Source organism: Bradyrhizobium sp. (assembly GCF_030646015.1).
Lineage (GTDB): Bacteria > Pseudomonadota > Alphaproteobacteria > Rhizobiales > Xanthobacteraceae > Bradyrhizobium.
In genome coordinates this window covers 24,597-49,490 of the sequence record NZ_JAUSLT010000138.1, presented here as the reverse complement: position 1 = coordinate 49,490, position 24,894 = coordinate 24,597, and the positions used below count along the sequence as shown (strand labels likewise).

At 59.6% G+C, this 24,894-nt stretch carries 25 protein-coding genes and 1 tRNA gene; 18 read left to right on the top strand and 8 right to left on the bottom strand.

The annotated features are described in order from the left end of the window. Positions 1 to 15 precede the first annotated feature (15 nt). Positions 16 to 1,725: an FAD-dependent oxidoreductase gene (locus Q7T45_RS21295; protein ID WP_304873324.1), complete on the bottom strand. Its 1,710-nt coding sequence runs from the start codon at positions 1,723 to 1,725 to the stop codon at positions 16 to 18. A gap of 107 nt (positions 1,726 to 1,832) precedes the next feature. Beyond that, positions 1,833 to 2,024, bottom strand: a complete 192-nt coding sequence (locus Q7T45_RS21290; RefSeq protein ID WP_304873322.1) for a hypothetical protein — start codon at positions 2,022 to 2,024, stop codon at positions 1,833 to 1,835. Between the two features lie 345 nt (positions 2,025 to 2,369). On the opposite strand from Q7T45_RS21290, the gene Q7T45_RS21285 reads away from it, so the two are divergent. From Q7T45_RS21285 to Q7T45_RS21275, 3 genes are all read left to right on the top strand, one after another. Further along, positions 2,370 to 2,444: transfer RNA gene (locus Q7T45_RS21285), tRNA-Thr, on the top strand. A 117-nt stretch (positions 2,445 to 2,561) separates the two neighbouring features. Continuing rightward, positions 2,562 to 4,031, top strand: a complete 1,470-nt coding sequence (locus tag Q7T45_RS21280; RefSeq protein ID WP_304873321.1) for a hypothetical protein — start codon at positions 2,562 to 2,564, stop codon at positions 4,029 to 4,031. Positions 4,032 to 4,050: 19 nt separating this feature from the next. Continuing rightward, complete coding sequence (locus Q7T45_RS21275; RefSeq protein WP_304873319.1) at positions 4,051 to 4,398, top strand: DUF3024 domain-containing protein; 348 nt, start codon at positions 4,051 to 4,053, stop codon at positions 4,396 to 4,398. A gap of 109 nt (positions 4,399 to 4,507) precedes the next feature. On the opposite strand, the gene Q7T45_RS21270 is transcribed toward Q7T45_RS21275, so the two are convergent. Continuing rightward, the gene (locus Q7T45_RS21270; protein WP_304873318.1) at positions 4,508 to 4,648 is read right to left on the bottom strand and encodes a hypothetical protein; all 141 of its coding nucleotides are present in this window, start codon (positions 4,646 to 4,648) and stop codon (positions 4,508 to 4,510) included. A 54-nt stretch (positions 4,649 to 4,702) separates the two neighbouring features. Further along, a complete protein-coding gene (locus Q7T45_RS21265) occupies positions 4,703 to 5,062 on the bottom strand; it encodes a hypothetical protein (protein ID WP_304873317.1) in 360 nt (119 codons plus the stop codon). On the opposite strand from Q7T45_RS21265, the gene Q7T45_RS29055 reads away from it, so the two are divergent. Further along, a complete protein-coding gene (locus Q7T45_RS29055; protein WP_370691331.1) occupies positions 5,049 to 5,270 on the top strand; it encodes a DUF3024 domain-containing protein in 222 nt (73 codons plus the stop codon). The genes Q7T45_RS21265 and Q7T45_RS29055 overlap by 14 nt on opposite strands. A 108-nt stretch (positions 5,271 to 5,378) precedes the next feature. On the opposite strand, the gene Q7T45_RS21260 is transcribed toward Q7T45_RS29055, so the two are convergent. Next, complete coding sequence (locus Q7T45_RS21260) at positions 5,379 to 6,074, bottom strand: UPF0149 family protein (RefSeq protein ID WP_304873316.1); 696 nt, start codon at positions 6,072 to 6,074, stop codon at positions 5,379 to 5,381. Between the two features lie 51 nt (positions 6,075 to 6,125). Continuing rightward, positions 6,126 to 6,353 (bottom strand): hypothetical protein, encoded by a 228-nt coding sequence (locus Q7T45_RS21255; protein ID WP_304873314.1) that lies wholly within the window; start codon positions 6,351 to 6,353, stop codon positions 6,126 to 6,128. A gap of 601 nt (positions 6,354 to 6,954) precedes the next feature. On the opposite strand from Q7T45_RS21255, the gene Q7T45_RS21250 reads away from it, so the two are divergent. From Q7T45_RS21250 to Q7T45_RS21220, 7 genes are all read left to right on the top strand, one after another. Beyond that, positions 6,955 to 7,593 carry a heme-binding protein gene (locus Q7T45_RS21250; protein ID WP_304873313.1) on the top strand — a complete coding sequence of 213 codons (639 nt, stop codon included), beginning with the start codon at positions 6,955 to 6,957 and terminating at the stop codon, positions 7,591 to 7,593. Positions 7,594 to 7,638: 45 nt separating this feature from the next. After that, positions 7,639 to 8,028 (top strand): MAPEG family protein, encoded by a 390-nt coding sequence (locus Q7T45_RS21245; protein ID WP_304873312.1) that lies wholly within the window; start codon positions 7,639 to 7,641, stop codon positions 8,026 to 8,028. Positions 8,029 to 8,546: 518 nt separating this feature from the next. After that, positions 8,547 to 8,846: a hypothetical protein gene (locus Q7T45_RS21240; RefSeq protein ID WP_304873311.1), complete on the top strand. Its 300-nt coding sequence runs from the start codon at positions 8,547 to 8,549 to the stop codon at positions 8,844 to 8,846. A 716-nt stretch (positions 8,847 to 9,562) separates the two neighbouring features. After that, entirely contained in the window at positions 9,563 to 9,889 is a 327-nt protein-coding gene (locus Q7T45_RS21235) for a phasin family protein (protein WP_304873309.1), read from the top strand. Positions 9,890 to 10,128: 239 nt separating this feature from the next. Further along, a complete protein-coding gene (locus Q7T45_RS21230; RefSeq protein ID WP_304873308.1) occupies positions 10,129 to 10,413 on the top strand; it encodes a hypothetical protein in 285 nt (94 codons plus the stop codon). A gap of 519 nt (positions 10,414 to 10,932) precedes the next feature. After that, positions 10,933 to 11,268, top strand: a complete 336-nt coding sequence (locus tag Q7T45_RS21225) for a hypothetical protein (protein WP_304873307.1) — start codon at positions 10,933 to 10,935, stop codon at positions 11,266 to 11,268. After that, positions 11,268 to 12,083 (top strand): hypothetical protein, encoded by an 816-nt coding sequence (locus Q7T45_RS21220; protein WP_304873306.1) that lies wholly within the window; start codon positions 11,268 to 11,270, stop codon positions 12,081 to 12,083. The genes Q7T45_RS21225 and Q7T45_RS21220 overlap by 1 nt, the downstream gene beginning before the upstream one ends. 98 nt (positions 12,084 to 12,181) lie before the next feature. Here Q7T45_RS21220 and Q7T45_RS21215 read toward each other — a convergent pair whose 3' ends face one another. Then, positions 12,182 to 12,436, bottom strand: a complete 255-nt coding sequence (locus Q7T45_RS21215) for an SDR family oxidoreductase (RefSeq protein ID WP_304873305.1) — start codon at positions 12,434 to 12,436, stop codon at positions 12,182 to 12,184. 250 nt (positions 12,437 to 12,686) lie between these two features. Between Q7T45_RS21215 and Q7T45_RS21210 the strand changes: the two genes are divergently transcribed. From Q7T45_RS21210 to Q7T45_RS21190, 5 genes are all read left to right on the top strand, one after another. Further along, a complete protein-coding gene (locus Q7T45_RS21210) occupies positions 12,687 to 13,007 on the top strand; it encodes a hypothetical protein (RefSeq protein ID WP_304873304.1) in 321 nt (106 codons plus the stop codon). Between the two features lie 487 nt (positions 13,008 to 13,494). Continuing rightward, on the top strand, positions 13,495 to 14,232 hold the full coding sequence (locus tag Q7T45_RS21205) for an outer membrane protein (protein ID WP_304873302.1): 738 nt from the start codon (positions 13,495 to 13,497) through the stop codon (positions 14,230 to 14,232). A gap of 204 nt (positions 14,233 to 14,436) precedes the next feature. Continuing rightward, positions 14,437 to 15,153 (top strand): outer membrane protein, encoded by a 717-nt coding sequence (locus tag Q7T45_RS21200; RefSeq protein WP_304873301.1) that lies wholly within the window; start codon positions 14,437 to 14,439, stop codon positions 15,151 to 15,153. Positions 15,154 to 15,325: 172 nt separating this feature from the next. Beyond that, on the top strand, positions 15,326 to 17,491 hold the full coding sequence (locus Q7T45_RS21195) for a methyl-accepting chemotaxis protein (RefSeq protein WP_304873300.1): 2,166 nt from the start codon (positions 15,326 to 15,328) through the stop codon (positions 17,489 to 17,491). Between the two features lie 207 nt (positions 17,492 to 17,698). Continuing rightward, positions 17,699 to 18,760, top strand: a complete 1,062-nt coding sequence (locus Q7T45_RS21190; protein ID WP_304873299.1) for an MBL fold metallo-hydrolase — start codon at positions 17,699 to 17,701, stop codon at positions 18,758 to 18,760. A gap of 33 nt (positions 18,761 to 18,793) precedes the next feature. On the opposite strand, the gene Q7T45_RS21185 is transcribed toward Q7T45_RS21190, so the two are convergent. After that, complete coding sequence (locus Q7T45_RS21185) at positions 18,794 to 19,282, bottom strand: hypothetical protein (RefSeq protein ID WP_304873297.1); 489 nt, start codon at positions 19,280 to 19,282, stop codon at positions 18,794 to 18,796. Positions 19,283 to 19,541: 259 nt separating this feature from the next. Here Q7T45_RS21185 and hemA point away from each other — a divergent pair, with 259 nt between their 5' ends. After that, complete coding sequence (gene hemA / locus Q7T45_RS21180; RefSeq protein ID WP_304873296.1) at positions 19,542 to 20,771, top strand: 5-aminolevulinate synthase; 1,230 nt, start codon at positions 19,542 to 19,544, stop codon at positions 20,769 to 20,771. A 121-nt stretch (positions 20,772 to 20,892) separates the two neighbouring features. Next, positions 20,893 to 24,408 carry a hybrid sensor histidine kinase/response regulator gene (locus Q7T45_RS21175; protein WP_304873295.1) on the top strand — a complete coding sequence of 1,172 codons (3,516 nt, stop codon included), beginning with the start codon at positions 20,893 to 20,895 and terminating at the stop codon, positions 24,406 to 24,408. Positions 24,409 to 24,894 lie beyond the last annotated feature (486 nt).

The window sequence follows — 24,894 nt, the reverse complement described above, 5'->3', positions numbered from 1 at the left end:
GGCCCCCCATCTCACTCACAGCGCCGGTTTCGTGGCGTCTTCGAGAAAGCCATGCAGCGCCGCCACCACCTGCGCGCCCTCGCCGATGGCGCCGCCGACCCGCTTGACCGATCCCGAGCGGACATCGCCGACCGCGAACACGCCGGGTACCGACGTCTCCAGCGCCGATGCCGGCCGTCCCTCCTTGCCGCACTGCGCGCCGGTGACGACGAAGCCGCCGCGATCGACCATGACGCCGCAGCCGTCGAGCCAGTCGGTGGCGGGATCGGCGCCGACGAACAGGAACAGGTTGCGGATATCGACGGCGGTCTCGTCGCCGCCGAGGCGGCTCTTCCAGCGTACCCGCGCCAGCGATCCCTCCTCGCTGCCGTCGAGCCCGACCACTTCGGTATTGAACAGCAATTCGATATTCGGCGTGGCCTCGATCCGCTCGATCAGATAGCGCGACATGCTGGCGCCGAGCCCGCCGCCGCGAATGACCATGTAGACGCTGCGGGCATGGCCCGACAGAAACACCGCGGCCTGGCCCGCGGAGTTGCCGCCGCCGACCAGGGCGACCTCCTGGTCGGCGCAGAGCCGCGCCTCGATCGGGGAAGCCCAGTACCAGACGCCGCGGCCTTCGAACGCCGCGAGATTCTCGATATCGGGCCGACGGTAGCGCGCACCGCTCGCCACCACGACGGAGCGCGCGCGCATCAGCTGGCCGCAGTCGGTCGAAAGCGCCAGCGCGCCATCGCTGCGCGAGCAATCCAGCGATTTGATCGACACCGGGATCAGCATCTGCGCGCCGAATTTCTGCGCCTGATTGTAGGCGCGGCCGGCCAGCGCCATGCCGGAAATGCCGGTGGGGAAGCCGAGATAGTTTTCGATTCGTGCGCTGGCGCCGGCCTGGCCGCCGAAGGCGCGGGCGTCGAACACGGCGACCGACAATCCCTCGGAAGCGGCATAGACGGCGGTGGCGAGCCCCGCCGGCCCGCTGCCGACCACCGCGACATCGTAGAGCTTGTCATGGTCCTCGCCGCCGATCATCCCGATCGCGTGGGCAATCGCCGACTCCGTGGGATTGCGCAGCACCCGGCCGTCGGGAACGATGACCAGCGGCAGATCGGCGCGCGAGGTCGCATAGCGCGCGACGAGGTCGGCGGCGTCCTTGTCGGTGGCGGGATCGAGCACATGGTAGGGCTGGCCGTTGCGCCCGAGAAAATTCTGCAGCCGCGCCATCTCGCCAAGCGTGTGGGCGCCGATCAGCACCGGGCCGCCGACGCCGCCCTGGATCAGGCTGACCCGGCGCAGGATCAGCGCGCGCATGATGCGTTCGCCGAGATCAGCTTCGGCGACCAGCAGCGCCCGCAATTGCTCCGGCGCGATCAACAGCGTCTCGACATCGCCCTCGGCATGGCCGTCGACCAGCGCGACCCGGCCGGAGAGCTGGCCGATCTCGGCGAGAAACTGACCCGGCCCCTGATCGATCACCGGCGTCACCCGGCCAAGGCCGTCGCGCTGGGTGATCGCGACATGGCCGGACAGGATCACGAACATGCCGGGCCCGACCTTGCCGGTCTCGAACAGCGTTTCGCCCGACGCATAAGTCCTCGGTTCGCCGAACCGGCGCATCCGCGCGATTTCCTGCGGCGTCAGCTCCGGAAAGGTCTGCTCGTAACGGGGAAACACAAACGACGAACCACCGCCATTCGCGCCATCTCCGGTCGTGGAATCCGTCGCCATCTGTGTCTCACACCCTTTGCACACCAAAAGCCGCCGCGGTGCGGACAAGCATGTCCCGGGCCACACCGCGCGTAGTCAATCATTTCCTCCGGACTGCCGCATGACGGCTATTCACCCGGTTTCTTGCCGATTTCGTCATGTAGGGAGGCGCCGGCGTCATCGCGAGGTGTGGCGTGCGCATCGCTTCGCCCCCTCGCCTGCGACTTTCGCCGCTTGAGATTTTCGCGCAGCGCCAGTTTCAGCCGGTCAGCCCGCGAATTTTTCGCAGGGCTCTCGCGCTGGTTCTTGTCATCCGTCATGATGAGCCTGTGGGAACAGGGTGCGCCCGCACGAGCAATAGACCAATGACCGCGGCTGCGGCAACGCCGAGGTGTTCCCTTCGGCGGTGCCTCGCGGGGCCCGGACAAAAATCGCGAAAACACCCCCAGGCACAGTAAGGCTGGACCCCGGCTCGCAGCAGTTTTAAGGAGGAATCGGGAACCGGATCGGCAGCAACCAGCCCGAGGCACGGCAACCCAGCGCCGATTTGGGCCGTTTTGACGGCAAACGCCGCGGGCTATGCGCTTGCGCAGGCGGGGGGCTTGTGGCAAGGATCGGCCCGCTCTGTAGGGGTCCTTTTGGGCCGATTCTCGTGTCCGGAGCATGCTGCCGTAGCTCAGTGGTAGAGCACTCCATTGGTAATGGAGAGGTCGACAGTTCAATCCTGTCTGGCAGCACCAGTTTTCTCAATTAAATCAATGACATTCGGATTTTTCAGAGCCGAATCATCCTGATTTTTTGCCATATTACAGTCATATTACGGTATCGGGTTTTTCCGGTCGGGTTTATGATGACCCATGGCTGCATCGAAGGTCATCAACCAGCAATCGTTCCATGACGGGAAGGTCGTCCTCTATCAGCTAGAGAACCGTCCTAAACGCCTCTGGCTGTGCCGTATGAAGGTGCCGAACGGTGTGGGGTACATCTACCGCGGAACTGGCACATCTGAGCTGTACGAGGCTAGGAAGTTCGCTGACGACCTGCTCGACGAACTCCGCATCAATGTGAAGCTCGGCAAATCGATCACAGGACCGAACCTCAAGCGCCTGGTGGAGGAGTTCGAGGAAAGCTCGAAAGCGACCGGCAAGCAGAGCAACCGGGACGCCGCCATCGTAGCCCTCCTAAAGCTCTACGCGGTCCCCTACTTCGCCAAAAACAAAGTCACCGAAATCAGCCAGAAGGAAATTGCGAGGTTTTTCGACTGGCGACGGCAAAACTCGGTCAAAAAGGTACCGAAAGAAGCGACGATCATCCACGAGATGAGCCAGCTTCGGACGTTCCTGAACTGGTGCTTCCAGCGGGGGCATATCGACAAGAAGATCGAATTTGAGAGACCAAAGCACGACGGGCAACGCCGTCCGCATTTTGATGGCAAAGACTGGACAAAGCTCACCCGCTTCCTTCGTGAATGGGTGAAGCAGGCTGAGCACAAGTCGGGTCCGATCATCCGCGACCGCACAATGCTCACCAACTACGTACTGATCCTAGCCAACACCGGCATTCGCATAGGCGAAGCTCGGGGACTGCGCTGGCGGGATATCGACTCTGAGCCGACCGATAAGCCGGACGAGTTCAATATCATTCTGCATGTACGAGGAAAGACCGGAGCCAGAGAGGTTGTCGCGCGGACATCGGAGGTCCAAACATACTTCCAGCGCATCTGGGAACTACGAACCAAAGAGATTGGGACTAAACCGTCGAAAGACGATTACGTCTTCGGCGATGTACGCTCGTCAGACTTCAAGCGTTGGTGGACGACGGGAGATCGGGGTGCTCGATTATTCGCCGAACCAGCTGTTACAAGCACAGTCGCTGAACTATTGCCTGCTGACATTTCGGCAATTGAGGAAAGTTGGAAAAGCGGCTCTCAACTCGTTATCGCGATCCCACTGACTTTTTCAAAGCGGGCGATATTTAGCAGCGTGAGGAAAATCGTGGGGAAACGCCATCACAGGGGGCGCGGGCAACGATTGATGAAAGAGAGCGTGGCGAAATATCCTATTGGAGCTCAATTCAGAGTTTCGGCGCTTAAGATGGACTTAGAAGTTTACGACCTAAAGCAACGGGAACCTGAATTGAAGTTATGGCAGATTGCCCAACGCCTCGGCTTTTCTTCGAAATTGAGCGAGGATGAAGTCAAGGTGCGAGGTAGGGAAAGTGCGTCCGCTGAAAAGAAAGCGGCAATGTCAGTCGCGGCGTATCGCAAATTAAATCACGCGAGGCGAATAATCGAAGGTGTTGGCAAAGGTCATTTTCCGGCACCTTAGCCGATTAGGGATTACCGCCATGACCCTCTCCGAATTTGAGATCAAACGCTGCGATAAGCTGGTTGCAGAATTCATCCAGAAACGACGACCGCCGCCGCATATCCGAAAGGAGGTTGATCTTGCGTTTCGGATCGCCGGACAGAGCATCGAGATATACGAGATCCGCGCTCAATGGAGAGACGAAGGCAAGATGCTCGAAGTCCCCATTGCCAAAGCGACGTACAACAAGAGCAAAGGAAACTGGAAGGTCTACTGGCAACGTGCCGATCTAAAATGGCATGGTTACGAGCCGCACTTGGAAGCGGCGTCCATTGAAGAATTCCTAGATGTTGTCGGCAAGGACGACCACGGCTGCTTTTTCGGTTGATGTTGGGTTTGACCGGAGATGGTCACCAGTCATTCCTGGGGGATCAGGCGGGGGTAATCCCTTCCAATATCGCCAACCATACCGGCTGCCATCCGGCGATGCGGTCCCATCATGTCGGCTCTCTGCCCAAACCCTTTTCGGCAAGCACCTTGATGCTTCGCAACAGAGTTTGGAGGTTCTTCGCGTCGTTCACTTCGTCTGAACCGTCAATCAAACGAAGGATCGTCATCAGGGCTTCTTCTGGCGTCATGGGAGACTCCGATCAGTTAGAACACGGTGTAGGATTAAACTTTCTGTTGCTGGTTCACGGCGCAGGATAATATAGCTGCACGATGACTTTCGAATTCGGTTCAACCGGCTTGGGTAAGGACTTATCTTGGAATCGGATTTCTAACGTGGAAGTCCCACCGCTCGCATCTTTTCTCAGGAAAAACTCTACAACAAAGAACGGTAGCGGAAGCTGCTCAACGATGTAGCATTGAATTGCGAATCCAGTCAGAAACTGATCGGTCAGCTTCGGAAAGGAAACTGCCCAAGCCGTTCCGGTCGTGCAGACTGCAGGTTCTCTTAGAACGATCGGTGCATCACCCACTTCAATTCTCCCCTTAAGCAAGCCTTCAATTTGATCTGGTCCGAGACTTTCGACAAGGTTGCTATTTTGCACTGCCTTGAATTTATCCGTTCGTTGGAGGTTTTCGTATGAACACCCCATTGCCAAAGCGACGTACAACAAGAACAAGAAGAACTGGAAAATCTTCTGGCAGCGAGCCGATCTAAAATGGCATGATTACGAACCACATTTGGAAGCGGCATCGATTGAAGAATTCCTAAATGTCGTCGAGAAAGACGACCACGGCTGTTTCTTTGGCTAAGCGACCCCAGCCGCATTCGAGCGTTTGTCCAACTCATGGAACAAGATCTACATTTCAGCTTCGACTTTTCTTGATGCAGGAGCCGCTTCGACAATTTGCGTCTCTGCTCTAATGCAGGGTGGTCTTGCCACAGCACTGCTTGAATTTCTTGCCAGATCCGCATGGACACGGATCGTTCCTTCCAGTTTTTGGCATGGTGCGGCGGAAGGTAGGCGTACCGCCGAGCGGGTCCTTGTTAGGCAATCGCTGTACCTTAAAATAGCGGTAGATCTGCGTCGTGCCCGCCGCCGCACCCACAATCAATGTTTCCCGAAGTTCCGCGCTAATTGGATCTTTGTACGGTCGCATCGTGGGATCGGGATTGTTTTCGTTTGCTAACGCGAAAATTGCCATAAGCGCGCCGCCATGGTCCTCATCGTCTAACAGAAGAGCCCAATCTTCCTTTCCGAACTCCATTCCATCGAGGAAGCCGTTCGCCCAATCGTTCCCGTAGGTGATCCCGCTCTCATCCTCAAGAAGCAACGGCAGGTACAACTTATCCGAATTCAAAGTGTCGGCGATGGCGTTCCAATGACGCATGATGAGGGACAACACTTCTTGTGCAGAGGACGTATCCTCAAAGACCGTCTTGTCTCCCAAAATCTTGGAAAGATACTTGCTCGGAGGAACAAGCTCAGGACCGCAGATCAAGGCAGCAAGGAAACCATCTAATTGCTCCAAGTTCATCGAACGCTTATTGCCGAAACCATTGAGAACCTCACTCAGGTGATCAAGCTCAGCATCGGTCAAGGGTTCAGGTTTCATAAGATGGTCTCGATTGCTGTTTATCAATTCAAGCATCGCGTGGTAAAAAAGTCACCAGTTTTGCTGGCGTTGGGGTACGCCACCCGATGAACTTCGCCACCTGTAGCCGTATGGCAGCAGCACCCCCTTCTGATATAAGTGGGCGTATTTGTCTTTTTGCTCTCGCTCGAGGTTGTGACGTTTTCGCATTGGATTATTGGGTGCAGCAATCGCCACTTGTATGACATAGATCATTGCGATGGATGCTTCCCAATTTGATAATACCAGAATCAACTTCACTTTCTTAAGGATTCCCGACTTTGGCTCGAAACACCAACAATGTCGCTATGGTCATACGAATCTTATCAATGTTTCTCGGTACCACTTTTCTCTGTTTACCCGAGCCAGCTGACGGGGCTAGCGTTTCTGTGCATTTGACGGGCGTTGGGCGCATGAGCTGTGCTCACTGGCGGTCTACGCAAGCAAGCCGGTCCGAGGGGAATGTATGGATCTACGGTTTTTGGAGTGGACTGAATTACGTTGCAGCGGCAAGCGAGCAAACCCAATCGAATGTCGATGACACGGCAATGGTGACTGAAGTCGAAAAGATATGCGCCCAGCGCCCGTCGGAGGTTCTGGCTAGCGCTGCGTGGACCGCTTATCTTAATTTCAGTAAGAGATAGGTATTTCACCGAGTGGGCGAAGATCAAGCATCTTCCAAAAAGAGAGTTTGGGACAAAACGATTACGGAACCTGTCTGTACGTTGCCTCAATCCCGCACAGCAAAGCTACGCTTGGTTGATGTTTGATTCTCCATAATCCCTTTCACTAGCCTGTGCGGCGCCTTTTCGAATTTGCGATACGAAACCTTTAGCGAGCTGTACAAATAGCAGAAGAAAAGATGCAAATATTTCAATCGATCTATAGCTCTTTCGCTTCCGTTGTCGCGGCGGTCGTTTCGATTTTCGGCGTCAATATGGGAACTGAGCAGCCTCGTTACGACGTGCTTGAACGATTTGGTGACAAAATTGAAATCCGCCAATATGGACCCCGAGTCGCGGCAGAAACAATCGTCGATGCAAGCACGTCAGACAACGCAAGAGGAGACGCATTCCGACTTATCGCTGGCTACATCTTTGGTGCAAACAAAACGTCAGAGAATGTCGCCATGACTTCACCTGTCGAAATTAGCTCGCCAGGCACTAAGATTGCGATGACCGCGCCCGTTGAAGTGAACAAGTCAGCCGATGGATTAGTCATGCGCTTTTTCATGCCATCCAAATATTCAATCGATCAGCTACCTGAGCCATCTAATCCTAGGGTCAAGCTGACACAGATGCCGTCAACGACGGTTGCGGTCTTGCGATTTACTGGATCAACAGGCGATCCTGCGGTGACAACACGAACGGCAGAGCTAATCAGGTCACTTGAAACAACGAAATGGAAGATTGTCGGACCAGCCACCGCATTCTTTTACAATCCGCCGTGGGCAATACCATTCTTGCGGACGAATGAAGTTGTCATTCCTGTCACGAAATAGCAAAATTGGATTTAGCACTTTCTCTTTGTCTACAAGAGGACCGTCATGAGCTATCACTACACGCAAGCTGCGACCCTGCTGACGCTCCTCGTTTACCTCGTTGTGTCCTTGAACGTCGCTAGGGCACGAGGAAAATATGGGGTGAAAGCGCCCGCCGTGACAGGCAACGAATATTTTGAGCGGGCTTATCGTGTGCAAATGAATACCCTGGAACAGATGGTGTTCTTCCTCCCGTCAATGTGGCTCTACGCAATACTGTCGACGGACAAAGTAGCGGCTGTTGGCGGGCTCATTTGGGTCGTTGGACGAGTAATTTATTCGGTTTCCTACATACGAAATCCAGCATCACGTGGAGTCGGATTTACGATTTCCTTTATCGCTGCAATCGGACTGTTTCTCGGTGCTGCATACGGAGTCTTGAAGGCACTTATGTAGTACACGATGGAAGGTAGAGAGGAGTTCGGCGCCTCCCCACATTTCTGCTAGGAGCCTCTGCTGCAAGCGCGGGTCGAACCGCTCGATGGCTTTTGTAGATGCAGGACTACTTGGCTGCGCTGATAGATAACGCCGCTTTTTCATACCAATGGGTCAGCTTCAAGTTCGTTTGAATCTTGACGGTCTTGACCTTGGCGCTTATTTTATTTTTGGGCTTGATAATCTTGGAACGATCGTTGCGAATAGCCCGCATAGCTTCCCCCCAAAGCAATAAATCGGCGCTCTTTTCGTGGCGCCTGTCACGATAACATCAAGTTTGTCACGAGGCGTCAATCGCGGCGTTGCGGACGTTAAAAGACTGAATTCCTAGGTTCGCATGCATGGCAATCGTCCCGACGTGCGCGTTTGCGCGAGCGCACCGCAGCAATCTATCATTTTCGTATTGCAAGACAGCGCGCCGATGTCATTGACGCACCCATGGTCCTTTGATGAGATGGCGTTGGGCATGGGGACTTATTATGAAATGGTGGAAGAAAAAATCCGACCCGTTAGTCGAGGAAACGCTGGCGTTTGTGCAAGGGGTAGCCAGCCCTAGGTCCGATCGAGATGAAAAGGCAATACAGGCGGCTGAACTGATCGAGTCGGTCTTACACCCAGAACTGCCGAAACCGAAAGATAGGCTGTTCAGAGACGAGAAACTGGAACAGCGCCTGTCCGAGTTCAAAGCCGTCCAGCATAGATTTGAGCGTGAGCGAGACGAATTTTTCAATAGAACGATGTCGAAGGTTCGCTCGTCCTTGTCTCGGAATGACGTTTGATCATGCAAATGCGCGCTCAGGATACAGCAAGGCAGCGCTATCTGTAAGCGCCTTGATGGCGCGCTTGCATGTCGAATTTAGAACGAAGGCTCACGCAGACTGATTGCAATCTGTTTTCGCACTCGGCGTTACCATCAATGGAGCTTGTTGACGGGGCTGCCTTCCAAGAATCGCCATCATGGAAAAGGTCGAACGCAAAGCCGCTGCGAAATGTCGGGAGTTGTGACAATTGGCGAACTATCAAATAGCGAAGTGAGAACTCGCTCAATTGCGGTTTCATGGAGCCTCCCCACGCCTGCAGCAACGGTATTCCGATAGCGAGCAGAACGATACCGTTCAATCGCCCACAATTCGGTAGCCCTTTGGTTTTAGCGCTGCTCCGTTGCCGTGAGAACGAGATTCGTCCTGCTGTCCCAAGGCAAGCCGCCGACCATCATTGTGCTGCTGCGTGGAACGGTGAGCTTGGAGAGAAATGTAAGCGAAGAAATGACCCCAGCGTGGGGGGCGCCGGGGTCAGACTTGGCTGGACACGCTACTTGCGGGGGATTGCATCCAGCTATTTCAAAAATAAGTACGATCGACCGTCCCGCAAGATCCTGAATAACGGCAACGGAGGCGGGTGCCTGGGTTCTATGATCCCAAGCCTTGAAAGAACGCTTGCTATTAATGCTGCAGTGCAGCATAGAGGCGCATCTTTCACCCAAAAGGACCCGAAAATGACCAACGTCGTTGAACAAATTCAGCAGGCTACCAAAGTTCAAGGTGATGCAGCCATGGCATCAGTCCAAACCCTGGCAACTTCCGTTCAGACAATTGCGACCGCCCATGCCGACTACGCCAAGAAGGCAATGCAGGACAGCTCTGAGTTTTTTGCCAAGCTGACCAGCGTTAAAGAGCCTGCCAAGGTGATGGAGCTTCAGACCGAATACGTGAAGAACGCATATGAAACGTTCGTCGCCGAAGCGAAGAAAATCTCTGAACTCTATACTGACTTCTTCAAGCAGACGGCTAAGCCGCTCGAAGCTTTGATTGCGAAGAAATAAAGCGACTTGATTTCGACGACGTGGGGAGCGGCTTAGCGGTCGCTCTCCTGTTTGTTCAGTTAGCCTGCGGCATCCAACAATTCGGCAGCGCGTGGGTTTTAGGTCCGTCGCTGAAGGTAGGTAGAACGTCTCCGGCAGGTGTGCAGGTTTCGCAACGCGCTGAGGCTCCCTCAGTGAGGCTCCTCACATTTGAAAGTCCTTAGATATGGCATTGGTTGCCGATCAAAGGAGAACACCAAATGATAAAATATCTGATTGTCAGTGCATTCGTGTTTAGTGCCACGACCGCGCACGCGTTCAGCTTAGCAGAAACTGGCAAGTTTAAGGCTAACTCATCGTCGGCAAAAATGAGAATTCATGCCAACGATGCACAAATCAGCGCGGACCGGATCCAAGCGAGCGCGAACCAATCCGATGCATTAAAGAAGGCGTCCGACGATCGGTCTCGAAGCACAAAGGACGCGATCAAAAAAACTCTAGATCAGAAAAACGAATTGAAGAAAACGGGCTGCGTCACTTGCTGATGATACTCAGCATCTCGCAACACGTTTGCGGCACTTAGCGTATGCAGAGCCAACCCTTCATCAAGATGATCGCCGGTGTCGGTAGGTTAGCCCGATAGGATCATCCCTGTCCGAGATCTGCAGCCATACCGGCTGCCATCTCCCTATCAGCCAATACCGTAACCAGAAAAACCAAGCAAAAACAATGGCTTCTGGCGATTTCAAGTATTAAAGTCATATTACATTGCCAGAATTTTCTATAAGATATTGAAATATAACGATAATCTACTATACCATTTATTGGTAATGGAGAGGTCGACAGTTCAATCCTGTCTGGCAGCACCAGTCTTTTCCTCGGATAAGCCCCGCTTCGGAAGAGCCCTTGCTTCGGAAGAGCGCTGGAAAATCAACCATGCGCCAGTTCGGGGTTTGGCGAGCCGCACTGGCGTCCGTGATCAGCTTTCATCCGAAGTCTCCCTCGAACTGAGGCATTGCGTATCCGGGATACGGGTAATATATTGAATTTGAACGGGAAATACCATGTCCGTCCGAAAGCGCATTGAGAAATATCGTCGTTCCGGGGGTGCAGCGGATCTTGTGAGGGTGGAGGTCCTGGTACCTTCGTCCGCACGGGACGATGTGCTTCGTCTGGCTGAACGTCTTCGGGCCGATCATCGAAACGACAAGGATCTGCAGGCGGCGTTCGATCAAGCGCTGGCGCTATACAGGGTCCGCATTCTGGACAACGTCGATCTCGATCGTCTGCCCAATCTTCGTGCCCGTGCAAGCGTGGTTGCAAAGGCGATGATCGAGAGGGGCGACGCCCGGGCTTTCGCGCTTGGACGCGAACTCCTTTCCCATGCGGAGCGCGTATAATGGCCCTTACCGATCTTCAAAAGCGGATCATGCAACGGCTGTCCCTGAACCGCTCCCAATCCAGCTATCTGGCAGGAGGCCTCATCCTGAATCTCGACTGGCCGCGCCGTTCGGACGACATCGACATTTTTCACGACACCGACGAAGAAGTCTCCGAAGTTGCGGAAAAAGACATCGCCGATCTGGAGAGGGAGGGCTTCCGCGTCACCGTCGATGTCAGGGCCTATGGAACCTATGAAGCGACGGTCTCCGACAATTCGTCATCGACCGTCATCCAATGGATGAGCGACACACGAATTCGTTTCTTCCCTCTTGTCAGGGACGAACAATGGGGACTTCGGCTTCATCAGGCAGATCTCGCAATCAACAAGGTTCTTGCGGCCTCAAGCCGAAGGAAAGCGCGAGATTTTGCCGATATCGTCGCGATCTCCGCCAACATGTGTCCCATCGGTCCGCTCGTCATGGCGGCCGCCGGAAAGCCACCGGCATATTCTCCACAGAAAATGATCGAACAGATGCGCTGGCACGCGCAGACCATTTCCGACGACGAGTATTCCGCGGTGAAGGGTCTTCCCGCTGGCTGGACGCCGCAATTCATCCGGGCCGAAATAACGAAGCAGATGGATCTGGCGGAAACCTACATCATGAGTGCACCGGTCGCGGTTGTGGGAGTTCTCAGCGTGGACGCCGATGGCACGCCGATCGAAGTCACAAGCGAAACGATCAAGGCTGCGATTCTGCGAAAGGCTACCGAAGAACCGGATGTAATGCCGATGCCTGCCGAATTCGGCACAACTCCATGGAGCGGTCGCTGAGAGGACAATAGTCAAGGGGCGGGCTGATCGACCTGTAAACCGCGCCCTGCAGAACGCGAGAGTTTCCGGGCGCAGCGAATGCGCCTCCTTACCCCGTTTCAATTAAACTGACGGCCGCCGTCGACGATCAGGGTCTGGCCGGTGATGAAACTGGCGGCGGATGAAGCGAAGAACAGGGCGGCGCCGACCATGTCGTCGGTTCCGGCGGCGCGCTTCAGGGCGCCCCGCGTAACGCCGTATTCGGCGGCGTTCTCCATCAAGCCGAGGCTGGCTTCGGTCAGCGTGAAGCCCGGCGCGATGACATTGACCGTGATGCCGTCTTCGCCGAGTTCGCGCGCCAGCGCGCGCGTCATGGCGAATACCTTCCGATACCCCAGCCATCAAAGCCGAAAGACACGTGGGTTGGTAGGAGCGGCGGTGCGGAAAAGGCATATCCGCCGGCATATGGTTTCAGCCTGGCCCGCGACGCCATGGCATCGGCCGCATTGCTGTTGGGTGGGCGTGGGGACGGGAGGGCCGTTTCAGATCGGCGAACCTCAATCATGCCACGATGCCGGTGGATCAGGTCATGCAGATGCAGCGTTCGACAACTGATTCTCGACCATGACCGGCCATGAACTGAAGCAGCTTCGCGCGGATCTCGGTGACGCCATCGGCAGGCCGCTGTCGGTCGCCGATATGGCGAAGCTATGCGGTCTCGCCGCGGACGCCGGAGCCAACATGATTCGCCGATGGGAAGTCACCGGTCCCAGCAAACAGGTCGCCGAACAGCTTCGCGTTCTGGCGATGGCCAGCGACCGTCATCCGATCCTCGACAACTTCAACATCTTCGACCGGCATAATGTCCCCGAGACCGAGAGACCCGCGCGCCGGGAAGCCTTCCGCGAACAGATGCGGGACGAGGTCCGCCGCCGCCTCGGCTGAGACGGTCATGCGCGCTATCCGCTCCCGATTCGCGTCACGTCGGCGTTTTGTCTTCCCGGCCTAAGCTCGCGTCGATGACATTCGCGCCTCGATGCCGAAGCAAACTCAATCACAGCGAAGTGATCGCACAATCAGAAACATCCGGCAGAGCGTCCGGCCCGACGTTTGCGAGCTGATTGAGAGGCTGACGCCGCAGAAAGCGTAATCTTCAATCGTGTGGGACGTGTTTGGCGGAATCTTCGATCGAGGGACGGCGCGATTTGAAAACAACTGCACGAAACACGCGGCGACTAAGGCCTCATTTGGAGTTCATTGAGGCCGAATTAAGCACGTAAAAATCGATGTTATTTGAATCGAGCGGAACCTTCCCGATGTGTCCGATGGGTGACAGCATTTTGTGCGGAAGCTGTCTAAGTGCGCGCCATGGACGACGCCGCTGCGCGGCTAATCTTGCAAAATTAAAAATGACTTCTGGAGACTACAACTAATGAAGAACTTCCTCCTCGGTACTGTGGCCCTCATCGCTCTCGGCGCGACCGTACCAGCACTTGCAGCCGATATGGCCGCTCGTCCCTACACCAAGGCAGCTCCCGCGGCGTACGCGCCGATCTACAACTGGACCGGCTTCTACATCGGTGGTCACGTCGGCGGCGCCTTCGGCGGCAGCAACGGTTTTCTCGGCACCAACAACAACGACGGCGACGGCCGCTTCCTCGGCGGCTTGCAGGGCGGCGCCGACTACCAGTTCGCTCCGAACTGGGTGCTCGGCATCGAAGGCCAGTACTCCTGGCTCGGCAGCAACAACAACAGCGTTGCCTTCACTGGCGCTGGCGCTGGCTACGCCTACACCCACAACCAGCGTGGCCTCGGCTCGGTGACCGGCCGTCTCGGCTACACCTGGGGTCCGGCCCTGCTCTACGTCAAGGGCGGCTATGCCTACTCCGACTACAATGAGTCTTTGACGTTCGGCGGCGTGCCGCAGCCGTTCTCGACCAACAGCAGCCACCATGACGGCTACACCGTCGGCGCCGGCCTGGAATACATGTTCGCGCAGAACTGGTCGGGCAAGGTCGAGTATCAGTACTACGACTTCGGCAAGACCAACTTCGTGACGCCCGCGGTGCTGACGCAGTTCGGCAGCACCCGCAATGACGAGCATACCGTCAAGGCCGGCATCAACTACCGCTTCAACCTCGGCGGCGCCCCGGTTGCTGCACGGTACTGATCTCCGGTTTCCCGCGACACTGACGAAAGGCCGGCTTCATGCCGGCCTTTTTTCGTTAAGGCTTCATTAAGTACGCAGAGCGTTTGGCCCCCGGCAGTCTTCGCTCCGGCAAGCTGGTCACGGCATTTTATTCAAATGCCGTCTAACTCCTCGGCATGGGCGGCACCGATACGCCGCCCGCCGGAATCCGTCGGAGACTGCATCATGAAGCTCATTCCCGGTATTGTCGCTCTCATCGTTCTTGGCGTCGGCGTGCCCGCCGTTGCAGCCGATCTCGGGGCTCGTCCTTACGGCCAGGCGCCGGCCTATGCGGCGCCGATCTACCAATGGACCGGCTTCTACCTCGGCGGTCACGCCGGCGGGGCCTTCAGCGGCAGCACCAACTTCAACGGCCTCGCGCTGAGCAACTATGACGCCCGGTTCCTCGGCGGCGTTCAGGTTGGCGCCGACTTTCAGTTCGCCGGCAACTTCGTCGTCGGCGTCGAAGGCCAGTACTCCTGGCTCAGCAGCAACAAGATCGGTTCGATCTTCCCCGCCGGCTTCGTCTACAGCAACAACCAGCGCGGGCTCGGCTCCGTCACCGGCCGTCTCGGTTACTCCTGGGGTCCGGCGCTGTTCTATGCCAAGGGCGGCTATGCCTATTCCAGCCCTAGCGAAACCCTGACGTTCGGCGGCGCTCCGGTCGCCTTCACGCTCAATCGCGATCATCGCGACGGCTACACCGTCGGCGCCGGCATCGAATATCTGTTCACGCCGAACTGGTCGGCCAAGGCCGAGTATCAGTATTACGACTTCGGCAAGAGCCGCTTCGTCGCGCCGGCCGCGCTGGTCCCGTTCGGCACGTTCAGCAACGACGAGCACACCCTGAAAGCCGGCGTGAACTATCGCTTCAACCTGGGTTCGACCGCGGCGAGGTACTGAGCAGTCGAGCAATCTCACGGAAATGCCGGGTTGCGGAATATGCGTCAGCCAACCTTTCGTTTTGTCGATTCGCAAAAATTTCGCGGCCGTTCAAATCCTCGTGATTTTGTTAACCCGGTAACGCGATACTGTTGGCCAGAAGATTCATCCTGAAGATGTGGGCGGGGACGGCATGGCGTTGCGATTCACGATCGGTAGGCTTGTCACAATCACCAGGCTTGGTGGGATCCTGGGTCTCCTGCGTCCGCGTTGGGGGGTGAGGGGCAGTCTGTTCGCCGCTTTCGCGGTCATCGCGGGCATGGCGATCGTCATCAGCCTCGGCGCCGGCATGGTGCTCGGACATCTCGGCGGAGCGATGGTCGAACTGAGCGGGCGGGACATCCCTCGCCTGGCGGCCAGCCTGCAGCTCTCCGAACAGAGCGCAAGCCTCGCCAGCCAGGGGCCGGCGCTGCTGGCCTCGCAGAGCGAGGAGATTCTGAAGGATCGCGCCAAGAAGATGAAGGAAACCCAGGCGATCACGCTGGCCAAGCTCGGCGAGATCACCGCGCTCGGCGCCGACAAGACGGTGGTGTCCAACCTCGCCGAGACCGTGAAGAACATCGACGAAATGATCCAGAGCCTCGGCAACGCAGCGCGCGAGCGCCTCGAAACCGGTGCCCAGCACGACAAGCTCTACGGCGCCGTGCGCGCGGCCCAGGCCGCCTTCGTGAAGGCCGCCGGGCCCGCGATGCTCGACGCGCAGACCCAGCTCAACGGCATCTTCGGCGCCCCCGATTTCTCCCAGGAAGAAGCCACAAAGGCGGAACAGGTCGTCGAACAGCTCGGCGACGTCGTCGCCGGCGGCAACCTGATGGCGTTCAATTTGATATCGGCGCTTTCGTCCGACTCCAGCGACGCGCTGGAGATCATCGAGAAGGAATTCCGCACCGCGCAGCAGCGCGTCAAGAAGAATCTCGACCTGCTGCCCACCGGCTCGTCGACCACCGCGCTCCGCGCTGCGGCTGCGGCCGTGATGGGACTGGGCGAAGGCAAGACCGGCGTCTTCAAGATTCGCCAGAAGGAACTCGACAACGCCGATTATGGCCAGGCCATTCTCGAAGAAAGCCGCAAGCTCAATGTCGGCCTCGGCATCAGCGTGCAGCAGCTGGTCGAGGGCGTGCGGGGCGAAACCGACGCCTCGACCGCGCAGGCGGGCAAGGAAATTTCGCTGGCGACCATCGTCATGCAGGGGCTGGGTGCTGCGACCCTGATCGGGTCCGTGCTGTTCGTCTGGCTCTATGTTGGCCGCAACATCCTGCGCCGGATCGGCAATCTGCAGCGCTCGATGCAGGTGCTGTCCAGCGGCGACCTCGAAACCGAAATCTATCGCTCCAGCCAGCACGACGAGATCGGGGCGATGGCCGATTCGCTGGAGGTATTCCGCGAGAGCATGATCGAGGCCCGCTCGCTCAGTGCCGACCAAGACAAGGACCGCATCGCCAAGGCCGAGCGCGCCTCGCGCATGGAAGCCCGGATCGTCGAATTCGAGGCCACCGTCCGCACTGCGCTCGACACCCTGCAGAATTCGGCCAATTCGATGCAGACCACCGCACAGGCGATGTCGGTGACATCAGATCAATCCAGCGCGCTGGTGAGCGCGGTGGCGTCCGCCGCCGAGGAAACCTCGGTCAACGTGCAGACGGTGTCCGCGGGCACCGAGGAACTGTCGTCATCGATCTCCGAAATCGGCCGCCAGGTGGTCACGTCGGCGCAAATCGCCCGCAAGGCGGTCGACGATGCCGGCACCACCGACGCCACCATGCAGGGGCTTGCCGATAATGCCGGCCGCATCAGCGTCGTGGTCGACCTCATTCAGACCATCGCCTCGCAGACCAATCTGCTGGCGCTCAACGCCACCATCGAGGCCGCGCGCGCCGGCGAGGCCGGCCGCGGATTTGCCGTGGTCGCTTCCGAGGTGAAGAGCCTCGCCAACCAGACCGCGAAGGCGACCGACGAAATCCGCCAGCAGATCGCCAGCATGCAGACGGTGACGACCTCGGCAGTCGGCGCCATCCGGAACATCTCGATGACGATCAGCGAGATCAACGAGGTGACGGCGGCGATCGCGGCGGCGGTCGAGGAGCAGGGTGCGGCGACGCGCGAGATCGCCCGCAACATTCAGCATGCCGCCGGAGGCACATCCGAGGTTTCCAGCAATATCATCGGGGTCTCCACCGCGTCCGCCGAGGCCGGCGCCGCCGCCGGCCAGGTGCTGAGCGCATCTGCGGCACTGCGCCGTGAGGCTGACGTGCTGCGCTCGGAAATCGACGCGTTCCTGACGAATATCCGGGCGGCGTAAGCCTTCGTCATTCCGGGGCGGTGCGCCAGCACCAGACCTCAGGTGCGCAATGGCGCACCGGGGAATGACGGCTATGCATGAATGGACGGGCCTTTGCCGGCCTTGAGGCCCGCATTCCCCGTGATTGCCGGAATCGCCGTTGTTTTTCGGCTGGCGTCGCGCCGATTGTGCGGTTAAGTCGATAACGACAATCGCGAAACCCAACCGATGCATTCCAAGACAGACACGGTACCGTCCTCGGCCGAGGCGCTGCGCTACCCCTGGGAAAATCACCCCGGCCACGATCAGGTCGTCGAGGTGAGGCCCGGAATATTGTGGGTCCGGCTCAAGCTGCCGTTCCGCCTCAACCACGTGAACATCTATCTGCTCGCCGACGGCGACGGCTGGGCGATGGTGGATTCCGGATTCGGCAACGAGGAAACCATCGCGGCCTGGACCGCGCTGTTCGAGGGCCCGCTCAGCCACGTCAAGGTCACGCGGCTGATCGTGACCCATTCGCATCCCGATCATGTCGGCCTCGCGGGATGGATCGTCGATCGCTTCCACTGTCCGCTCGAGATGTCGCAGGTGGAATATCTGCAATCGGTCTATCACCAGAACCGCGGCACCGAGGACCGGCGCAACGCGCAGCGGCTGTTCTTCCGCCGTCACGGCATGGACGAGAACCTGACTGACAAATTGCTCGGCCGCGGCCAGGATTATCTGAAGCGGGTCTCGACGCTGCCGCCGTCCTATCGCCGGATCTCGCATGGCGACGAGGTTTCGATCGGCACGAGGCGCTTCAAGGTGATCACCGGTGGCGGCCACGCGCTCGACCAGGTGATGCTGTATTGCGCCGCCGACAAGCTGTTCCTGTCGGCCGATCAGGTGCTGAGCAAGATCTCGCCCAATGTCAGCGTCTGGGCGGTCGAACCCGACCAGAATTCACTCGGCGAATATCTGGCTTCGCTGGCCAGCCTCACCACCACGCTGCCCTATGATGTGCTGGTGCTGCCCGGCCACGGCGTGCCGTTCTACGGATTGAAGACCCGCATCAAGCAGCTGGCCGATCATCACGAGGAACGCTGCGGACTGATCGCCGATGCCTGCCGGGAAATCCCGCAGACTTCGAAGGAGCTGGTGCCGGTGGTGTTCCACAAGCACGTGCTCGACGTGCACCAGATGGGCTTTGCCGCCGGCGAGCTGATCGCGCACGTCAATTACATGCTGGTCGAGGGGCGACTGATCGCCGAGGAAACCGACGGCGTACTGCGCTTCAGGACCACCTGAAAACCGAAACCGACGGCATGCAGCGACGGGTGCTCAGAGCAGCCGCTTGCGGATGGCTTCCTCGACGGCGGCGAGTTCCTGGTTGGCTCTGTAGAGTTTGGCTTCGGCGGCCTGGGCGCGAAATTCGGCGGCTACCGTTCGTTCTTCCGCACCCATGATGCGCGACTGGGCCTGCTGCAAGGCTCTCGATACGTCCTGGAGCTTGCCATTGAGTTCGTTGACGACTTCGCGGCGCGCCTGCTCGGCGGCGTCCTTTTGCGTTTCGGCAAGCCGCAGCTTGTCGGCGAGGTCTTCGCACACCGCCTTCGCCCGCGCTTCGGTTTCGCGCGCATGGTTTTCCATGCCTTTGAAGATTTCGGCGGCCTGGTGCACGAGGTCGAGCGCGGTGACGCCGTCGTTCCTCGGCGCGGGGGGAGCCGCCAAACTCACGATGTTTTCGGGTTCAGGGGCGGCAGGCGCGGAAGACTTGTACCGGTAATCCCAGATGTCGTCGCGGAGCTGCTGATTTGCGCGGAACGCCATACGCGTGACCCTTTTTGGAATCCTCGAGCCGGAAAGCTACCGCCAACATGGTAAACTGCGGGTTAATCGACGCCCCGCTCAATGCATGAACAGGACGAAGCGCCCGGGCCGTCGGGGCGCCCCATGGCCAGCGAATTGCGCGCGGCGCAGACCGGACTTGATCCTGATCAAGGCCCCGATTCCCGCTCGACATTAATTGTAGAAACGCTCTAAAAAGAGGCTCGCCGCTCCGGCTTCACGCACCGTTTCAGGTTTCGCGATGGATTACAGCCAGTTCTTCAGCACCGCCCTCAGCCGCCTGCATGACGAGCGGCGCTACCGGGTTTTCGCCGATCTCGAGCGGATCGCGGGCCGGTTCCCGCACGCGGTGTGGCATTCCCCGAAGGGGCCGCGCAATGTCGTGATCTGGTGCTCCAACGACTATCTCGGCATGGGCCAGCACCCGAAAGTGGTCGGCGCCATGGTCGAGACCGCGACCCGGGTCGGCACCGGCGCCGGCGGCACCCGCAACATCGCGGGCACCCATCACCCGCTGGTGCAGCTCGAAGCCGAACTCGCCGACCTGCATGGCAAGCAGGCCGCATTGCTGTTCACCTCGGGCTATGTCTCGAACCAGACCGGCATCTCGACGATCGCAAAACTGATTCCGAACTGCCTGATCCTGTCGGACGCGCTCAACCACAATTCGATGATCGAGGGTGTCCGCCAGGCCGGCTGCGAGCGCCAGATCTTCCGCCACAACGACATGGCGCATCTGGAAGAACTGCTGATCGCCGCGGGACCGGACCGGCCCAAGCTGATCGCCTGCGAGAGCCTGTATTCGATGGACGGCGACGTGGCACCCTTGGCCAAGATCTGCGATCTCGCCGAGAAATACGGCGCGATGACCTATGTCGACGAAGTTCACGCGGTCGGCATGTACGGCCCGCGCGGCGGCGGCATCGCCGAGCGCGACGGCGTCATGCACCGCATCGACGTTCTGGAAGGCACGCTGGCCAAGGCGTTCGGCTGTCTCGGCGGCTATATCGCCGCCAGCGCCGACATCGTCGACGCGGTGCGCTCCTATGCGCCCGGCTTCATCTTCACGACCGCGCTGCCGCCCGCAATCTGCTCGGCGGCCACCGCCGCGATCCGGCACCTGAAGACCTCGAGCTGGGAGCGCGAGCGCCATCAGGACCGCGCCGCCCGCGTCAAGGCGATCCTCAACGCCGCGGGCCTGCCCGTGATGTCGAGCGAAACCCATATCGTGCCGCTGTTCGTCGGCGACCCCGAGGCCTGCAAGCGGGCCTGCGATATCCTGCTGGAAGAGCATGGCATCTATATCCAGCCGATCAACTACCCGACCGTCGCCAAGGGATCCGAGCGGCTGCGGATCACGCCCTCGCCCTATCATGACGACGGCCTGATCGATCAGCTCGCCGAAGCGCTGCTGCAGGTCTGGGATCGCCTCGGCCTGCCGCTGCGCGCGAAATCGCTGGCGGCGGAGTAACCCTTCCTCTCGAAACGGGAATTTGGGCCGGTTGCACCATGTGCTACCGGCCCAATCCGTTTATAATGGCTCCCGCGACGGCCCCGGGTGCAGCGCCGAAACGCGAGGGAGGTAAGCAGCCATGCTGCACGACTGGGGCGTGATCGCAGCCGCTTTCGGCTACATCTTGTTCCTGTTTCTGGTTGCCAGCTACGGCGACCGCCTCTCGCCGACCCAGCGCGGCCGCGCCAGCGCGCTGATCTACCCGCTGTCGCTGGCGATCTACTGCACCTCCTGGACATTCTTCGGCTCGGTCGGCTTCGCCACCCGCACCGGCGTCGACTTTCTCGCGATCTATGTCGGCCCGATCCTGATGATCGCGTTCTGTACCCCGCTGCTGCGCCGTGTCATCAAGCTGGCGAAATCGCAGAACATCACCTCGATCGCCGATTTCATCGCCGCGCGCTACGGCAAGAGCCAGGCGGTCGCCGCCACGGTCGCGGCGATCGCGATCATCGGCTCGGTGCCCTACATCGCGCTGCAGCTCAAGGCGGTGGCGTCGTCGCTCGGAACCATCCTGAGCGAAGACCAGGCCTTCTCCTCGATTCCGATCATCGGCGATGTCGCGCTGATCGTCACGCTGGCGATGGCGGTATTCGCGGTGCTGTTCGGTACCAGGCAGACCGACGCGACCGAACACCAGCATGGCCTGATGCTGGCGATCGCCACCGAATCCATCGTCAAGCTGGTGGCCTTCATCGCGGTCGGCGCCTTCGTCACCTTCTGGATGTTCTCACCCGTCGATCTGATCGAACGCGCGATGAAGACCCCGGAGGCGGTACGGGCCCTCGAATACACGCCCTCGATCGGCAATTTCCTCACCATGACGCTGCTGTCGTTCTTCGCGATCATGCTGTTGCCGCGCCAGTTTCACGTCAGCGTGGTCGAGAATTCCAGCGACGCCGAGGTGGGCCGGGCGCGCTGGCTGTTTCCGCTGTATCTGGTCGCCATCAACCTGTTCGTGATTCCGATCGCGATCGCCGGGCTCGTGACCTTCCCGTTCGGCGCCGTCGAGGCCGACATGTACGTGCTGGCGTTGCCGATGCAGGCCAGTTCTCCCGTGCTCAGCGTCATCGTCTTCGTCGGCGGCCTGTCGGCGGCCACCGCCATGGTGATCGTCGAATGCGTCGCATTGTCGATCATGGTCTCGAACGACATCGTGGTGCCGCTGGTGCTGCAGCGAAGCCGTGAATCCCGCGCCGGCCAGAAAGATTTCGGCAACTTCCTGCTCCGGGTTCGCCGCTTTGCGATTTTCGCCATCATGGTGATGGCGTATTTCTACTATCGGGCGCTCGGCAACGCCCAGCTGGCGGCGATCGGCCTGTTGTCCTTTGCGGCGGTCGCGCAGCTGGCGCCGTCGTTCTTCGGCGGCCTGTTCTGGCGCCGCGCCACCGCGCGAGGCGCCATGGGAGGCATGCTGGTCGGCGTCGCGGTCTGGATCTACACGCTGTTCCTGCCGAGCTTCCTCGAGGGCAATACCGCCGGCATGCTGCTGCTGCAGCACGGTCCGTTCGGCATCGAGGCGTTGCGTCCGCGAGCTTTGTTCGGCGCCGACCTGCCGCCGCTGCTGCACGGCGTGCTGTGGTCGCTGTCGCTCAACCTGTTGACCTATATCGTGCTGTCGATGGCGCGCCAGCCGTCCTCGATCGAACGGCTGCAGGCCGACCTGTTTGCGCCGAGCACGCTGGCGCCGACGACCCCGGCATTCCGGCGCTGGCGCACCACGGTGACCGTGCAGGACATTCAGAGCACGGTGGCGCAATATCTCGGCCCCGATCGCGCCAGTCATTCGTTCGAGGCCTTCGCGATCGCACGCAACACCGCGCTCGACCCGGCCGCGCCCGCCGATTTCGAATTGCTGCAGCATGCCGAACATCTGATCGCCTCGTCGATCGGCGCGGCGTCCTCGCGGCTGGTGATGTCGCTGCTGCTCCGCAAGCGCACCGTCTCCGCCAAGGCCGCGCTGAAACTGCTCGACGATTCCCATGCCGCCCTTCACTTCAACCGCGAGATCCTGCAGACCGCGCTGAACCATGTGCGGCAGGGCATCGCCGTGTTCGACGCAGAACTGCAGCTGATCTGTTCCAACCAGCAGTTCGGCGAAATTCTCGGACTTCCGCTGCACCTCGTGCAGATCGGGATTCCGTTGCAGGAGATCCTGGAATACATGGGGGCGAACCGTCCTCCCGGCTTCGGCGATACCGATGGCTCCTCGTTGCTGGAGATGCGGCTGGCCGCCTATACCACCGTGGGCGAGCCGTATCTGGAACGGCTGCCGGATCGCCACATGGTGATCGAGGTGCGCGCTAACCGGATGCCCGGCGGCGGACTGGTGATCACCTTCTCCGACGTCACGCCGTCGTTCGAGGCGGCCGAGGCGCTGGAACGCGCCAATGCGACGCTGGAAAAGCGCGTGCGCGACCGCACCGAGGAACTCACCCGCCTGAATTCGGAACTGGCGCGGGCCAAGAGCACCGCCGAGGACGCCAACATCTCGAAGACGCGCTTCCTGGCCGCCGCGAGCCACGACATCCTGCAGCCGCTGAACGCGGCGCGGCTCTACGTCACGAGTCTGGTGGAACGCCAGAACGGCGGCGAGGATTCGCGGCTGGTGGAAAACATCGACGATTCGCTGGAGGCGATCGAGGAAATCCTCGGCGCGCTGCTGGACATCTCGCGGCTCGACGCCGGCGCCATGACGCCGTCGATCTCGAGCTTCAAGATCGGCGACCTGATGCGTTCGCTGGAAATCGAGTTCGCGCCGATTGCCCGGGCCAAGGCGCTGAAGCTGACTTTCGTGCCGTGCTCGCTGGCGGTGGAATCCGACCGCCTGATGCTGCGCCGGCTGCTGCAGAACCTGATCTCCAACGCGATCAAATACACCCCGCGCGGCCGTGTGCTGGTCGGCTGCCGGCGTCACGGCCAGTCGCTGCAGATCGGGGTCTATGACACCGGCGTCGGCATTCCCGTGATCAAGCGCGGCGAGATCTTCAAGGAGTTTCATCGGCTGGAACAGGGCGCGCGGATCGCGCGCGGCCTCGGCCTCGGGCTGTCGATCGTCGAGCGGCTCGCGCGCGTCCTCAACCACGGCATCGCGATCGACTCCAATGCCGGCGGTGGCTCGTTCTTTTCGGTGACGGTGCCGGTCGCCAGCGCCGCCACCGTCACCGGCGCGGTCACCAGCGCGACGCCGCTGTCGAGGACGCCGATGAGCGGCTCGCTGATCGTGTGCATCGAGAACGACCCGGCGATCCTGGACGGCATGAAGACCCTGCTGACGGCCTGGGACGCCGAGGTCATCGCGGTGGCCGATCCCGAAGCCGCCATCGAGGCGATCGAGGCCGCCGGCGAACCGGTCACCGGCCTGCTGGTCGACTATCACCTCGACCGCGGCAACGGCGTCGCCGCGATCCGGGACATCCGCCGCCGCTTCGGCGAGAACATTCCCGCGATCCTGATCACCGCCGATCGCAGTCCGCATGTGCGGGACGCGGCGCGCGACGAGAACATCGCGGTGCTCAACAAGCCGGTCAAGCCGGCCAGCCTGCGCGCACTGCTCGGGCAGTGGCGGACCCAGCAGATGGTGGCGGCGGAGTAGCAAGCACAGTTGGTAGCCTGGATGGAGCCAGCGGTCGCGCGAATGCGCGCCCGATGGCGCAATCCGGGACCAACGCGGCGGTGGCCCCGGATTACGCAAGCGCTCCATCCGGGCTACGGGAATAATCCGACGTACGCACCAATCCATCAACGTCATTGCGAGAAGCGCTATTGTCCGCCGAAGACCGCCTTCGGGCGGACAAGAGAGCTCCTCGCAATGACGCTTTGGGAGTTTGAATCAACTTTCAACAGCAGATGCACGTCCGCATTCTCGCGGCGCCATGCGTCCGAGCTTTGCGTCGATTGCCACCCTCCGAAACAGAGAGGGCGCAGGGAAAGCCGGGTGCGCGCTGCACCCGCGGTCTCGTGTGCAAAAAATGCACGAGAATACGCACACGAGCATACAGGGCAGCGGAGGCATCCCGACTTTCCCTGCGCGATGGTTTAAGGCTTATAGGTGCTCTCCTCGGTGAGCTCTGCACTTTTG

Excerpts from the sequence above, each read along its gene's own strand:
- Q7T45_RS21295 (WP_304873324.1), bottom strand. The coding sequence starts at position 1,725 with ATGGCGACGGATTCCACGACCGGAGATGGCGCGAATGGCGGTGGTTCG.
- Q7T45_RS21290 (WP_304873322.1), bottom strand. The coding sequence starts at position 2,024 with ATGACGGATGACAAGAACCAGCGCGAGAGCCCTGCGAAAAATTCGCGG.
- Q7T45_RS21280 (WP_304873321.1), top strand. The coding sequence starts at position 2,562 with ATGGCTGCATCGAAGGTCATCAACCAGCAATCGTTCCATGACGGGAAG.
- Q7T45_RS21275 (WP_304873319.1), top strand. The coding sequence starts at position 4,051 with ATGACCCTCTCCGAATTTGAGATCAAACGCTGCGATAAGCTGGTTGCA.
- Q7T45_RS21270 (WP_304873318.1), bottom strand. The coding sequence starts at position 4,648 with ATGACGCCAGAAGAAGCCCTGATGACGATCCTTCGTTTGATTGACGGT.
- Q7T45_RS21260 (WP_304873316.1), bottom strand. The coding sequence starts at position 6,074 with ATGAAACCTGAACCCTTGACCGATGCTGAGCTTGATCACCTGAGTGAG.
- Q7T45_RS21250 (WP_304873313.1), top strand. The coding sequence starts at position 6,955 with ATGCAAATATTTCAATCGATCTATAGCTCTTTCGCTTCCGTTGTCGCG.
- Q7T45_RS21245 (WP_304873312.1), top strand. The coding sequence starts at position 7,639 with ATGAGCTATCACTACACGCAAGCTGCGACCCTGCTGACGCTCCTCGTT.
- Q7T45_RS21240 (WP_304873311.1), top strand. The coding sequence starts at position 8,547 with ATGAAATGGTGGAAGAAAAAATCCGACCCGTTAGTCGAGGAAACGCTG.
- Q7T45_RS21235 (WP_304873309.1), top strand. The coding sequence starts at position 9,563 with ATGACCAACGTCGTTGAACAAATTCAGCAGGCTACCAAAGTTCAAGGT.
- Q7T45_RS21230 (WP_304873308.1), top strand. The coding sequence starts at position 10,129 with ATGATAAAATATCTGATTGTCAGTGCATTCGTGTTTAGTGCCACGACC.
- Q7T45_RS21225 (WP_304873307.1), top strand. The coding sequence starts at position 10,933 with ATGTCCGTCCGAAAGCGCATTGAGAAATATCGTCGTTCCGGGGGTGCA.
- Q7T45_RS21220 (WP_304873306.1), top strand. The coding sequence starts at position 11,268 with ATGGCCCTTACCGATCTTCAAAAGCGGATCATGCAACGGCTGTCCCTG.
- Q7T45_RS21215 (WP_304873305.1), bottom strand. The coding sequence starts at position 12,436 with ATGACGCGCGCGCTGGCGCGCGAACTCGGCGAAGACGGCATCACGGTC.
- Q7T45_RS21210 (WP_304873304.1), top strand. The coding sequence starts at position 12,687 with ATGACCGGCCATGAACTGAAGCAGCTTCGCGCGGATCTCGGTGACGCC.
- Q7T45_RS21205 (WP_304873302.1), top strand. The coding sequence starts at position 13,495 with ATGAAGAACTTCCTCCTCGGTACTGTGGCCCTCATCGCTCTCGGCGCG.
- Q7T45_RS21200 (WP_304873301.1), top strand. The coding sequence starts at position 14,437 with ATGAAGCTCATTCCCGGTATTGTCGCTCTCATCGTTCTTGGCGTCGGC.
- Q7T45_RS21195 (WP_304873300.1), top strand. The coding sequence starts at position 15,326 with ATGGCGTTGCGATTCACGATCGGTAGGCTTGTCACAATCACCAGGCTT.
- Q7T45_RS21190 (WP_304873299.1), top strand. The coding sequence starts at position 17,699 with ATGCATTCCAAGACAGACACGGTACCGTCCTCGGCCGAGGCGCTGCGC.
- Q7T45_RS21185 (WP_304873297.1), bottom strand. The coding sequence starts at position 19,282 with ATGGCGTTCCGCGCAAATCAGCAGCTCCGCGACGACATCTGGGATTAC.
- hemA (WP_304873296.1), top strand. The coding sequence starts at position 19,542 with ATGGATTACAGCCAGTTCTTCAGCACCGCCCTCAGCCGCCTGCATGAC.
- Q7T45_RS21175 (WP_304873295.1), top strand. The coding sequence starts at position 20,893 with ATGCTGCACGACTGGGGCGTGATCGCAGCCGCTTTCGGCTACATCTTG.